Annotated in this window: 14 protein-coding genes; 9 read left to right on the top strand and 5 right to left on the bottom strand. The window is 39.7% G+C overall.

Going from position 1 to position 11,856, the window contains the following annotated elements:
* Window positions 1–10: 10 nt before the first annotated feature.
* The 5 genes from GGR10_RS05410 to xth all read right to left on the bottom strand — a co-directional run bounded on the left by GGR10_RS05410 (window position 11) and on the right by xth (window position 4,204).
* Window positions 11–757: an amino acid ABC transporter ATP-binding protein gene (locus tag GGR10_RS05410; protein ID WP_078689899.1), complete on the bottom strand. Its 747-nt coding sequence runs from the start codon at window positions 755–757 to the stop codon at window positions 11–13.
* A 12-nt stretch (window positions 758–769) separates the two neighbouring features.
* Window positions 770–1,486, bottom strand: coding sequence for an amino acid ABC transporter permease (locus tag GGR10_RS05405; protein ID WP_182480255.1), 717 nt, complete (start codon window positions 1,484–1,486; stop codon window positions 770–772).
* Window positions 1,487–1,488: 2 nt separating this feature from the next.
* Window positions 1,489–2,241 carry an amino acid ABC transporter permease gene (locus tag GGR10_RS05400; RefSeq protein ID WP_182480254.1) on the bottom strand — a complete coding sequence of 251 codons (753 nt, stop codon included), beginning with the start codon at window positions 2,239–2,241 and terminating at the stop codon, window positions 1,489–1,491.
* Between the two features lie 139 nt (window positions 2,242–2,380).
* A complete protein-coding gene (locus GGR10_RS05395; protein WP_182480253.1) occupies window positions 2,381–3,289 on the bottom strand; it encodes a transporter substrate-binding domain-containing protein in 909 nt (302 codons plus the stop codon).
* 123 nt (window positions 3,290–3,412) lie between these two features.
* A complete protein-coding gene (gene xth / locus GGR10_RS05390; protein ID WP_182480252.1) occupies window positions 3,413–4,204 on the bottom strand; it encodes an exodeoxyribonuclease III in 792 nt (263 codons plus the stop codon).
* Window positions 4,205–4,726: 522 nt separating this feature from the next.
* On the opposite strand from xth, the gene rpsL reads away from it, so the two are divergent.
* The 9 genes from rpsL to rplB all read left to right on the top strand — a co-directional run bounded on the left by rpsL (window position 4,727) and on the right by rplB (window position 11,847).
* Window positions 4,727–5,098, top strand: coding sequence for a 30S ribosomal protein S12 (gene rpsL, locus GGR10_RS05385; protein WP_007477052.1), 372 nt, complete (start codon window positions 4,727–4,729; stop codon window positions 5,096–5,098).
* 19 nt (window positions 5,099–5,117) lie between these two features.
* Complete coding sequence (gene rpsG, locus GGR10_RS05380) at window positions 5,118–5,588, top strand: 30S ribosomal protein S7 (RefSeq protein WP_007477054.1); 471 nt, start codon at window positions 5,118–5,120, stop codon at window positions 5,586–5,588.
* A gap of 27 nt (window positions 5,589–5,615) precedes the next feature.
* The gene (gene fusA, locus GGR10_RS05375) at window positions 5,616–7,700 is read left to right on the top strand and encodes an elongation factor G (RefSeq protein ID WP_078689895.1); all 2,085 of its coding nucleotides are present in this window, start codon (window positions 5,616–5,618) and stop codon (window positions 7,698–7,700) included.
* A 63-nt stretch (window positions 7,701–7,763) separates the two neighbouring features.
* Window positions 7,764–8,939, top strand: coding sequence for an elongation factor Tu (gene tuf, locus GGR10_RS05370; protein WP_182480251.1), 1,176 nt, complete (start codon window positions 7,764–7,766; stop codon window positions 8,937–8,939).
* Between the two features lie 65 nt (window positions 8,940–9,004).
* Window positions 9,005–9,313 (top strand): 30S ribosomal protein S10, encoded by a 309-nt coding sequence (rpsJ, locus tag GGR10_RS05365; protein ID WP_007477064.1) that lies wholly within the window; start codon window positions 9,005–9,007, stop codon window positions 9,311–9,313.
* A 28-nt stretch (window positions 9,314–9,341) separates the two neighbouring features.
* Window positions 9,342–10,082: a 50S ribosomal protein L3 gene (gene rplC / locus GGR10_RS05360; protein ID WP_010703884.1), complete on the top strand. Its 741-nt coding sequence runs from the start codon at window positions 9,342–9,344 to the stop codon at window positions 10,080–10,082.
* Window positions 10,082–10,702, top strand: a complete 621-nt coding sequence (gene rplD, locus GGR10_RS05355) for a 50S ribosomal protein L4 (protein WP_182480250.1) — start codon at window positions 10,082–10,084, stop codon at window positions 10,700–10,702. Before rplC ends, rplD begins: the two co-directional genes overlap by 1 nt.
* Entirely contained in the window at window positions 10,699–10,992 is a 294-nt protein-coding gene (locus GGR10_RS05350; protein WP_007477067.1) for a 50S ribosomal protein L23, read from the top strand. Before rplD ends, GGR10_RS05350 begins: the two co-directional genes overlap by 4 nt.
* A gap of 21 nt (window positions 10,993–11,013) precedes the next feature.
* A complete protein-coding gene (rplB, locus tag GGR10_RS05345; protein ID WP_182480249.1) occupies window positions 11,014–11,847 on the top strand; it encodes a 50S ribosomal protein L2 in 834 nt (277 codons plus the stop codon).
* Window positions 11,848–11,856 lie beyond the last annotated feature (9 nt).

Raw genomic sequence — 11,856 nt, 5'->3', positions numbered from 1 at the left:
AATATAACAGTTAATGATTGAGAATTTTTGATAAAAATTCTTGTGCACGTGGTGTTCTAGCTTGTGGATCAGAGAAGAATTCTTCTGAAGAACAATCTTCAAAAATTGTTCCTTGATCCATGAAAATTACGCGTTTTGATACTTTTTGCGCAAAACTCATTTCATGGGTTACGCAAATCATTGTCATACCTTCTTCTGCTAAGTTGATCATAACGTCTAACACTTCGCCTACCATTTCGGGATCCAAGGCAGAGGTTGGTTCATCAAAAAGCATAACAAGTGGGTCCATAGTTAAAGCTCGTGCAATAGCAACACGTTGCTGTTGGCCTCCTGAAAGCTGACCGGGGTACTTATTTTTATGTTCGATAAGTCCGACACGTTCAAGATACAATAAACCACGCTCAAGTGCTTCTTTCTTACTGCGTTTTAGAACTTTAATTTGCGCAATTGTTAAGTTTTCCGTGACAGATAAATGTGGAAAAAGTTCAAAATGTTGAAATACCATTCCCACATGGCTGCGCAATTTAGGTAAATCTGTTTTTTTTGAGTGTACTGGTACACCATTAATCCAAATTTCGCCTTTTTGAAAAGGTACTAAGGCATTGATGGTTTTAATGAAAGTTGATTTTCCTGAACCTGATGGTCCACAAACTACCACAACCTCCCCTTTATTAATATTGGTTGTGCAATTTTTAAGAATATTAACTTCGCCGTACCAATTGGAAACGTTTTTCATTTCGATCATATGAGTAGACATTTTTTTTCCTTATTAGCGAATAATGGATATTTTTTTCTGGAGGTATAAGACTATCTGCGACAATGTAAAACAGATAGCAAAATAGAAAATGGCTGCTAAAATGTAAGCCTCTTGTTTTACGCCAAAATTGTTAGAAACAATATCAAAACCGTTTAAAAGACTGTTACCACTAATTGCATAAACAAGTGTTGTGTCTTGAAACAGAATAATAACCTGTGTCAAAAAAACAGGAAGCATGTTTCTGAAGGCTTGAGGAAGAAGTACAATATACATGTTTTGCCAATACGTCATTCCAAGAGCTTGTCCTGCATATTTTTGCCCTTGCGGTATTGAAGAAAGACCAGCGCGCATGATTTCAGCAAAATAAGCGGCTTCAAACGCAGTAAAAGTAATTAATGCTGATTTATTCGCGCCGATTGACGTTCCCGTTAGGAAAGGTAAGAGCACAAAAAACCACAAGATAACCATAACAAGTGGTATTGAGCGCATGGCAGTTATATAAATTACGGCAAGCGAGGAAAAAAGTTTAATAGAAGAAAGCCGCATCATTGCTAACAATATGCCGAAGATAAGCCCAAATATCGTTGCAAAAAGTGTTAGAAAAACACTAAAAAGCATACCTGGCAGAATATAAGAAAGGAATATATCAAAAGTAAAAAATGAAAAATCAAAGTCTGAAAAATTGAAAGAAAGATAAGGCCAAAAATAAGAATTCATAAAATCTTTCATATTCAACGCCCCCCCGTTTGAAGATTAGGAATTTTAAGCATTTTCTCAATGATTGTCATCATAATAAAAATGAATAAAGCTATAACAATATAAAGAATAGTAACAATCAAATAGTTTTCATAGACATGACTTACTTCTTCAATTGTTTGATATTGAAATTGCATTAGTTCATTAATAGAAACGGCAAATGCTATAGATGAATTTTTTACAATCCCCATTGCCTCTGAAGTTAATGGTGGCAAGATTGTACGAATAGCACGTGGCAATATGATATAGCGATAACTTTGACCAGTAGTAAATCCCATTGCCATGGCTGCATAACGCTGGCCAGAAGAAATAGATTCAATACCTGAACGAACTTGCTCTGCGACACGTGCAGATGTGAAGAACCCCAAAGCACAGGTTATTAATACAATAGGTGAAAAATTTATTGCTGGTGGATAAATTTTAGGGACAACGAAATACCATAAAAACACTTGTACAAGCAGAGGGATATTGCGCATAATTTCTACCCAAACACGACCAATAGCACGAAGTACGCGGTTGATGATGGAAGTGTGGGGTAGAGTGCGTATCGTCCCTATAATGACACCGACAAATACAGCTAATATTAATGAAGAGACAGATAATATAGCGGTATTTTTAAAGCCATCGAGCAGTGTGTCCAAGTAGGTATGACTTATACCAGGAGTTCCAAGACACCCAATCACTGGTGTTTGATTAAGATCATCTATACAAAGGAAAGAAAAGTCCATTAGTCAACATTTCCTAAAGTTGTCCATCCCTAGTAGGGTGGATAAATCAGCTGCATTACACATGCTAAATTTATTAAAAAGTTAAAAAAGTAAAACCACACTCGATTTTTGGAGAGTGTGGTTGCTCTTTATTCAAATACTACAAGTTGTTTTCTATATAATGTTCCCGAGGTTTATTGTTGGGATTTTCCCAAGCAGATTTTGTTGATTGGGATAAGGGAAGATTGACAACAGTATTTGTAGGAGGAATTGGTTCCATAAACCATTTATTGTAAAGTTTTTCAAGTGAACCATCTTTAATTTGCCGCATAATACTATTATTGATTTCTTGCTCGAGGTTTTTGTCATTTAATCGAAGCATGCAGGCAATAGGTTCAATTGAAAGCACGGTATCAAGAATTATATAATCGGATGGTTTTTTTGATTTAGAAATATGCCCAGAGAGAATTGAAGCATCCATCACAAATGCGTCAGCACGACCAGATTCTAACAACAAAAAGCTATCTCCGTGATCTTTACCTGTTACAACTTTAAAGTTAATGTTTTTTGCGCGTTTATTTTTACGGATAAGCTGAACAGATGTTGTACCGGTGGTGGTTGCAACTGTTTTACCACTTAAATCTTCAATAGATTTAATACCAGAACTTTTCTTCACAGCAATTCGAACTTCTTCAACATAAGTGGTATAAGCAAACGCTGCCTCTTTACTGCGGGAAGAATCATTTGTTGTAGAACCACATTCGAAATCATAGGTTCCGTTTTGTAACAGAGGAATTCGATTTTGTGATGTGATAGGAAGGTAATGGATTTTAATTGATTGCCCAATTTTTTTTGAAATATCATCAATGATATATTCCGCCATTTCTGTATGAAAACCTGTATATTTACCATTACCAATAGCGTAGGCTAAACCTATAGATGATTCGCGAACACCTAAAGTAATTTCTCCTGTTGTTTTAATTTTCTCCAGCGTGTCATTTTGAGCTTGCACCATACTTGTTAACCCAATAACAATCGCTGCACTAAATACCAACAGTGATTTTTTCATTATTTCCTCCATTTATTTTATAATTTTTTGTTCTTAATTATTATATTTAAAAATCTTTTGCACGCAATGTAACATGTTTATTATTCAAAGTGGGTATTTTTTTAAATTATCCTCATAACAAGGTTAAATTTTTAAATTAGAATTGAGCTCAATCCAAACAGGAACATGGTCTGACGGCTTTTCATATCCTCTTACTTCTGTTTGACTGTAAGCACAAACAAGTTGATCTGCAGCTTCTGGGGATAATAATAAGTGATCAATACGAATACCATTGTTTTTTCGCCATGCGCCAGCTTGAAAATCCCAAAAACTAAAAGAAGAATCATCTGTAACGTTACGAATAGAGTCATAAAAACCTAAATAAATAATGCGCTGGAACGCTTGTCGTGTTTGTGGAAGAAATAAAGCGTCATTTTTCCACTCTTCAGGTTTTTTTGCATCTAATGGGGTTGGGATGACATTATAATCACCAGCTAGAATAAGGGGATCTTCATATGCAAGTAATGATTTTGCATGTGTATATAATCTCTCCATCCATCTCATTTTATAAAGATGTTTCTCACTATTGACGGGGTTACCATTCGGAAGATAAAGGGAAGCAACACGGATAATCCCTTTATTTGTTGAATAAACGGCTTCAATATAACGTGCTTGTTCGTCATTGTCATCACCTGACAATCGACGGATGAGCTCATCAGGTCTTTTTTTAGAAAGAAGTGCAACGCCATTGAAACTTTTTTGTCCATGTGTCTCTATATGATATCCTAAAGTTTCAATTTCATCACGTGGAAAATTTGCATCAATACATTTAATTTCTTGTAAACAAACTATATCAGGCTGATTTTTCTGTAGCCATTTACATAGTGTGTCATGCCGTGCTTTTATTCCAGCAATGTTCCATGTTGCAATTTTCATAACATTAACTTTTAAGCATTATATATACAATTAGCAAGTGATTACAAAATAGTATGTTGAAAACTCTCTAATATATTTATATTGCAGTTATTTTTGTTGGATGGAATTATTACAGTAGCAACTTTCTTTACAATAGTTTCTTTAGTTTCTTTAAAAACCAAATTTGTAAAAGTGCCGTAATGTTACTTTATTTTTATTTTTACAAACTTTCTGCTGTTTAATACTTGACGAATGTATATGTTCTCGTTATTAAAAATCATCATGACCGATGTGAGAGTGATTAATATCTTAGGGTTTCACCCTGAGATTTATCTCAAACAGAGTTTGTTTTAAAAAATTTAAAAACCAATACTAGTGCAAGAGGCTAATGCCTCCTCTGCTTTTAGTCGGGTAAGCTATCTGTGTAAGCATGCCCGGCTTTGTGTGTAAGCTTAAGTCTTTATTCCAATTGTATCGGGATAGGCATTAGAGTAAAGAAGCCCGAGTGGGCGAGATGAACGTAGATTGAAAGAGGAAGGTTGTATGCCTACCGTAAACCAGTTGATTCGCAAACCACGTGTAGCGCCGGTTAAGCGTAATAAGGTTCCTGCCCTTCAGGCGAACCCGCAAAAACGTGGCGTTTGTACTCGTGTTTATACAACAACACCGAAGAAGCCTAATTCTGCTCTTCGTAAAGTTGCTAAGGTTCGTTTAACAAATGGATTTGAGGTTATCGGTTATATTCCTGGTGAGGGACATAATCTTCAAGAACACTCTGTTGTGATGATTCGTGGTGGTCGTGTAAAGGATTTACCTGGAGTTCGTTATCACATTATTCGTGGTTTGCTTGATACGCAGGGTGTTAAAAATCGTAAACAGCGCCGTTCAAAATATGGCGCAAAACGTCCGAAATAAATACTGAGAGACAAAGCCAATGTCCCGTCGCCATAGAGCAGAAAAACGTGAAATTAATCCAGATCCTAAATTTGGTGATTTGGTCATTACAAAGTTTATGAATGCCATTATGTTTGATGGTAAAAAATCTGTTGCTGAGCGCATTGTTTATGGTGCGCTTGATGCGGTTGAGAGTAAAGTAAAAACAGATCCTGTGGCTTTGTTTCATCAGGCATTGGAAAATGTTGCTCCACATATTGAAGTTCGTTCGCGCCGTGTTGGTGGTGCTACTTATCAAGTTCCGATAGATGTTCGTCCTGATCGTCGTCAGGCTCTTGCTATTCGTTGGTTAATTGTGGCGGCGCGTGGACGTAATGAGACGACAATGATTGATCGTCTTTCTGGAGAGTTGGTGGATGCGGCTAATAATCGTGGTTCTGCAGTGAAAAAGCGTGAGGATGTGCACCGTATGGCTGAGGCTAACCGTGCATTTTCTCATTATCGCTGGTAGGTATATTGTAAATCTAAGGCAAATAGAATGGCTCGCGAATATAAAATCGAAGACTATCGTAATTTTGGTATTATGGCGCATATTGATGCAGGTAAAACCACGATGACTGAGCGTATTTTGTTCTATACTGGTAAAAACCATAAAATTGGTGAAACTCATGATGGCGCTTCTACAATGGATTGGATGGAGCAAGAGCAAGAGCGTGGTATTACAATTACATCTGCTGCGACGACAACTTTTTGGAAAGGGCGTGATGGCCGGAGTAGACGTTTTAATATTATTGATACGCCAGGGCACGTTGATTTTACAATTGAGGTTGAGCGTTCTTTACGTGTTCTTGATGGTGCGATAGCTTTATTAGATGCTAATGCTGGTGTAGAGCCTCAGACAGAAACAGTTTGGCGACAGGCTGAGAAATATCATGTGCCACGCATGGTTTTTGTTAATAAAATGGATAAAATTGGGGCTGACTTCTATCGTAGTGTAGAAATGGTTGGTTCGCGATTGGGTGCTAAGGCGCTTGTTATTCAGTTACCAATTGGTTCTGAGAATGATTTTGAAGGCGTTGTTGATCTTATTGAGATGAAGGCGTTGAAGTGGGATGGTTCTATTGGTGCTTCGGCTACAGTAGGTGAAATTCCAGTCGAATTAAAAGAAAAAGCAGAGGAATATCGTGAGAAATTAGTTGAAATGGCAGTTGAAGTTGATGAAGCTGCTATGGAGGCTTATTTGGATGGTGTCATGCCAACTGATGAACAGCTTATGGCTCTTATTCGTAAGGGAACAATAGAAGTTCAGTTTCATCCAGTTCTTTGTGGTACTGCCTTTAAAAATAAAGGGATTCAGCCACTATTAGATGCTATTGTTTCTTATCTTCCTTCTCCAATTGATGTTCCGGCTATTAATGGTATTGATGTTAAAACTGAGGCTGAAACAACACGTGAATCTTCAGATGACGCTCCGCTTTCTATGCTTGCTTTTAAGATTATGAATGATCCATTTGTTGGGTCATTAACTTTTTGTCGTATTTATTCTGGTAAGGTTCAGAGAGGTATTTCTCTTGAAAATACAGTGAAAGGAAAAAAAGAACGTTTAGGGCGTATGCTTCAGATGCACTCAAATTCTCGTGAAGATATTGAGGAGGCATTTGCGGGTGATATTGTTGCTCTTGCGGGTCTTAAGGAAACAACGACAGGTGACACTCTTTGTGATCCTTTGAAGCCTGTTATTTTGGAAAGAATGGAGTTTCCTGAGCCTGTTATTGAGATTGCGATTGAACCAAAAACAAAAGCAGATCAAGAAAAAATGGGTATTGCGCTTAATCGTTTGGCTGCGGAAGATCCTTCATTTCGTGTTAAATCAGATGAAGAATCTGGTCAAACAATTATAGCTGGAATGGGAGAGTTGCATCTTGATATTATTGTTGATCGTATGCGGCGTGAATTTAAGGTTGAGGCTAATGTAGGTCAACCACAGGTTGCTTATCGTGAAACAATTACGAAAGTTGCAGAAATTGACTATACTCACAAAAAGCAGTCTGGTGGTGCTGGGCAGTTTGCTCGTGTGAAGATTATTTTTGAGCCTCATGACGGTGATGATTTTGTATTTGAATCAAAAATTGTTGGTGGTGCTGTTCCTAAAGAATATATTCCAGGTGTTCAGAAGGGTATTGAAAGCGTTATGGGATCAGGGCCTCTTGCAGGTTTTCCCATGCTTGGTGTGAAGGCTACTTTAATTGATGGTGGTTATCATGATGTTGATTCTTCTGTTTTAGCTTTTGAAATTGCTGCGCGCGCAGCTTTTCGAGAGGGGGCGCAAAAAGCAGGTGCACAGCTTCTTGAACCAATCATGAAGGTGGAGGTTGTGACTCCAGAGGATTATATGGGAGATGTAATTGGTGATTTAAATTCTCGTCGAGGTCAAATTTCAGGTACTGAGGTGCGCGGTATTGCGACAGTAGTAAATGCAATGGTTCCTTTGGCGAATATGTTTGGTTATGTAAACACGCTTCGTTCAATGAGTCAGGGGCGTGCTCAATATACAATGCAATTTAATCATTATGAGCCTGTTCCTTTAGCTGTGGCGCAGGAAATTCAGAAAAAATACGCGTGATCTTTTGATTACGTATTAACTTTAAACTTAGTCCTTGATTTGGACAGAAAATGGAGAGCTCAAATGGCAAAGAGCAAATTTGAACGTACGAAGCCGCATGTTAATATAGGAACGATAGGTCACGTTGACCATGGTAAGACGTCATTAACAGCTGCGATTACGAAATATTTTGGTGAATTTAAAGCGTATGACCAAATTGATGCGGCGCCTGAGGAGCGTGCTCGTGGAATTACCATTTCAACAGCGCATGTTGAATATGAGACAGAGCAACGTCACTATGCACATGTTGATTGTCCAGGCCATGCGGATTATGTGAAGAACATGATCACAGGTGCAGCACAAATGGACGGGGCGATTTTGGTTGTTTCAGCAGCTGATGGTCCGATGCCTCAGACGCGTGAGCATATTTTGCTAGCACGTCAGGTTGGTGTTCCTGCGATTGTAGTTTTTTTGAATAAGGTTGATCAGGTTGATGATGCTGAGCTTTTAGAACTTGTTGAGCTTGAAGTTCGGGAGCTTCTTTCGAAATATGATTTCCCTGGTGATGATATACCGATAATTAAAGGTTCTGCGTTGGCAGCTCTTGAGGATTCAGATAAAACTATAGGTGAAGATGCAGTTCGTCGTTTGATGAATGAGGTTGATAATTATATCCCAACGCCTGAGCGTCCGGTTGATCAACCGTTTTTGATGCCTATAGAAGATGTTTTTTCGATTTCTGGGCGTGGAACGGTTGTAACGGGTCGTGTTGAGCGTGGAATTATTAAAGTTGGTGAAGAAATCGAGATTATAGGTATTCGTCCGACTTCTAAGACGACGGTTACGGGTGTTGAAATGTTCCGTAAGCTTTTAGATCAAGGTCAGGCAGGTGATAATATCGGTGCATTGCTTCGTGGTATTGATCGTGAAGGTATTGAGCGTGGACAAGTTTTGGCGAAGCCTGGTTCTGTTACGCCGCATACCAAGTTTAAAGCTGAGGCTTATATTTTGACGAAAGATGAGGGGGGTCGTCATACACCGTTTTTCACGAATTATCGTCCACAGTTTTATTTCCGCACCACGGATGTGACAGGAATTGTTACGCTTCCAGAAGGTACGGAAATGGTTATGCCGGGTGATAATGTTGCAATGGATGTTTCTTTGATTGTTCCGATTGCAATGGAAGAGAAGCTTCGTTTCGCTATCCGTGAAGGGGGGCGTACTGTCGGAGCTGGTATCGTTTCTAAGATTATTGAATAATATCAATAAATTATCTGAAGTGGCTTTAGTGTTAGAATTGCTCCGTATGACAGGGAAATAAGAATATGAATGGTCAGAATATCCGCATTCGCTTAAAAGCGTTTGATCACCGGATTCTTGATGCGTCGACGCGTGAAATTGTGTCGACCGCCAAGCGTACTGGCGCCAATGTCCGTGGTCCCATTCCGCTTCCGACGCGGATTGAGAAGTTTACGGTCAATCGTGGGCCGCACATTGATAAGAAAAGTCGTGAGCAATTTGAGATGCGCACACATAAGCGTCTTCTTGATATTGTTGATCCCACACCGCAAACGGTGGATGCTCTTATGAAGCTCGACCTTTCTGCTGGTGTGGATGTAGAAATTAAGCTCTGAGGTTTGAAGACAAGAAGGAACAAACCCGATGCGTTCAGGTGTAATAGCACAAAAACTGGGTATGACCCGTATATATAATGAGGCTGGTGAGCATGTACCAGTGACAGTACTTCGTTTGGAGAATTGTCAGGTTATTGCTCAGCGTACAGTTGAGAAGAACGGTTATACTGCTGTTCAATTAGGTGTGGGGTTTGCGAAAGTTAAAAATGTTTCGCGAGCTCTCCGTGGGCATTTTGCTAAGGCTGTAGTTGAGCCAAAAGCTAAGGTGGCGGAATTTCGTGTTAGTCCCGATAATTTACTTGATGTAGGTACTGAGATTACAGTGGAACATTTTATTCCAGGGCAAAGAGTTGATGTAACGGGTACAAGTATCGGTAAAGGTTTTGCTGGCGTTATGAAGCGGCATAATTTTGGTGGGCATCGTGCTTCGCATGGTAATTCGATTACACATCGTGCTCATGGTTCAACGGGGCAATGTCAAGACCCGGGTAAAGTATTTAAAGGCAAAAAAATGGCTGGTCATATGGGGCAAGTACGTGTGACAACGCAAAATATCGAAGTTGTTTCTACTGATATTGATCGTGGCTTAATTTTGGTGCGTGGTGCTGTCTCTGGTTCTAAAGGGGCTTGGATTTTAGTGCGTGATGCTGTAAAGAAGCGTCTTCCTGATAATGCGCCAAAGCCTGCTGGGATTCGTCGCTCTGTGGAGAAAAAGACTGAATCATCTACTCCGGTGGTAGAGGCCTCTAAAGTTGAGGAGGCTGAATAATGGATCTTGTAATTAAAACTCTTGACGGTAACGAAGCTGGTAAGTTAAAAGTTTCTGAACATATTTTTGGTCTCGCTCCGCGTGAAGATATTCTCCAGCGTGTTGTTCGTTGGCAGCTTGCGCGTCGTCAGCAAGGGACGCATCAGTCACAGGGGCGCTCGGATGTGGCTCGGACAGGTGCAAAAATGTTTAAACAAAAAGGAACTGGGCGTGCCCGGCATTCATCTGCTCGCGCACCGCAGTTTCGAGGTGGTGGTAAAGCACATGGTCCAGTGGGTCGTAGTCACGTGCATATTCTTCCTAAAAAGAGTCGTGCGCTTGGGCTATGTCTTGCTTTGTCAGTAAAACTAAAGACAAATGATTTGATTGTAGTTGATGAACTTAATGTTCAGGATGCTAAAACTAAGGTACTTGCTAAGAGTTTTTCTAAGCTTGGTTTTAACAATGCCCTATTAATTGGTGGAAAAGAAATAAATATGAATTTTTCTCGTGCAGCATCTAATATCCCTAATATTGATGTTTTACCGGTTCAGGGGATTAATGTTTATGATATTTTGCGTCGCAATAAACTTGTTTTATCGAAGGCAGCTGTTGAGGCTCTTGAGGAGCGTTTCAAATGACTGATCTTCGACACTATGATGTAATTATTAGTCCGGTTATTACTGAGAAATCGACTATGATTTCTGAATATAATCAAGTTGTTTTTAATGTTGCACCAAAAGCAATGAAACCTGAGATCAAAGCAGCTATTGAGGCGCTTTTTAATGTTAAGGTTAAGGCGGTTAACACAACGATTCGTAAGGGTAAAGTGAAGCGTTTCAAAGGTGTTGTTGGTCGACAGAATGATGTCAAAAAAGCGATTGTGACATTGGCTAAAGGTTACTCAATTGACCTTTCGACAGGTCTTTAGTAAGGCTCGGAGATAAGAATAATGGCACTTAAGCACTTTAATCCAACAACACCCGGGCAACGTCAGCTTGTTATTGTGGAGCGTTCTGATCTTCATAAGGGTAAATCTGTAAAGATGCTGACTGGAGGGTTGTCGTCAAAGGGTGGGCGTAATAATCATGGTAGAGTTACAGCTCGTTTTCAAGGTGGGGGGCATAAGCGTAGCTATCGGTTTGTTGATTTTAAGCGCCTTAAGCGTGATATGTCTGCAAAGGTTGAGCGTTTGGAGTACGATCCAAATCGTACTGCTTTTATCGCGTTGATTCGTTATGAAGATGGTCAATTAAGTTATATTCTTGCGCCTCAGCGTCTTGGTGTTGGTGATTTGGTTATTACTGGTTCAAATGTTGATATTAAGCCAGGTAATGCAATGCCTCTTTGTAATATGCCAGTGGGTACGATTATCCATAACGTTGAGATGAAACCGGGTAAAGGTGGTCAGATTGCGCGTTCAGCAGGGGCTTATGCACAGCTAGTTGGGCGAGATCAGGGAATGGCTATTCTTCGTCTTAATTCTGGGGAGCAGCGTTTGGTTCCTGGTGGTTGCTTTGCAACTGTTGGTGCTGTTTCAAATCCTGATCACGGAAATATTAATGATGGTAAAGCTGGTCGGTCGCGTTGGCGTGGAAAGCGTCCTCATGTTCGTGGTGTCGCTATGAATCCAGTGGATCACCCACATGGTGGTGGTGAGGGGCGTACATCGGGTGGTCGTCACCCTGTATCTCCTTGGGGTAAGCCTACGAAAGGTAAGCGTACACGCTCCAATAAAGCTACTAATAAATTTATTATGCGTTCGCGTCATCAGCGTAAGAAGTAAGAGAGGTAG

This window comes from Bartonella chomelii (genome assembly GCF_014138465.1).
GTDB classification, from domain to species: domain Bacteria; phylum Pseudomonadota; class Alphaproteobacteria; order Rhizobiales; family Rhizobiaceae; genus Bartonella; species Bartonella schoenbuchensis.
This window is presented reverse-complemented; position numbering and strand designations above follow the sequence as displayed.

What these genes read in the sequence shown, in the direction of transcription:
- GGR10_RS05410 (WP_078689899.1), bottom strand. Translation starts at nt 757, where the DNA reads ATGTCTACTCATATGATCGAAATGAAAAACGTTTCCAATTGGTACGGC.
- GGR10_RS05405 (WP_182480255.1), bottom strand. Translation starts at nt 1,486, where the DNA reads ATGAAAGATTTTATGAATTCTTATTTTTGGCCTTATCTTTCTTTCAAT.
- GGR10_RS05400 (WP_182480254.1), bottom strand. Translation starts at nt 2,241, where the DNA reads ATGGACTTTTCTTTCCTTTGTATAGATGATCTTAATCAAACACCAGTG.
- GGR10_RS05395 (WP_182480253.1), bottom strand. Translation starts at nt 3,289, where the DNA reads ATGAAAAAATCACTGTTGGTATTTAGTGCAGCGATTGTTATTGGGTTA.
- xth (WP_182480252.1), bottom strand. Translation starts at nt 4,204, where the DNA reads ATGAAAATTGCAACATGGAACATTGCTGGAATAAAAGCACGGCATGAC.
- rpsL (WP_007477052.1), top strand. Translation starts at nt 4,727, where the DNA reads ATGCCTACCGTAAACCAGTTGATTCGCAAACCACGTGTAGCGCCGGTT.
- rpsG (WP_007477054.1), top strand. Translation starts at nt 5,118, where the DNA reads ATGTCCCGTCGCCATAGAGCAGAAAAACGTGAAATTAATCCAGATCCT.
- fusA (WP_078689895.1), top strand. Translation starts at nt 5,616, where the DNA reads ATGGCTCGCGAATATAAAATCGAAGACTATCGTAATTTTGGTATTATG.
- tuf (WP_182480251.1), top strand. Translation starts at nt 7,764, where the DNA reads ATGGCAAAGAGCAAATTTGAACGTACGAAGCCGCATGTTAATATAGGA.
- rpsJ (WP_007477064.1), top strand. Translation starts at nt 9,005, where the DNA reads ATGAATGGTCAGAATATCCGCATTCGCTTAAAAGCGTTTGATCACCGG.
- rplC (WP_010703884.1), top strand. Translation starts at nt 9,342, where the DNA reads ATGCGTTCAGGTGTAATAGCACAAAAACTGGGTATGACCCGTATATAT.
- rplD (WP_182480250.1), top strand. Translation starts at nt 10,082, where the DNA reads ATGGATCTTGTAATTAAAACTCTTGACGGTAACGAAGCTGGTAAGTTA.
- GGR10_RS05350 (WP_007477067.1), top strand. Translation starts at nt 10,699, where the DNA reads ATGACTGATCTTCGACACTATGATGTAATTATTAGTCCGGTTATTACT.
- rplB (WP_182480249.1), top strand. Translation starts at nt 11,014, where the DNA reads ATGGCACTTAAGCACTTTAATCCAACAACACCCGGGCAACGTCAGCTT.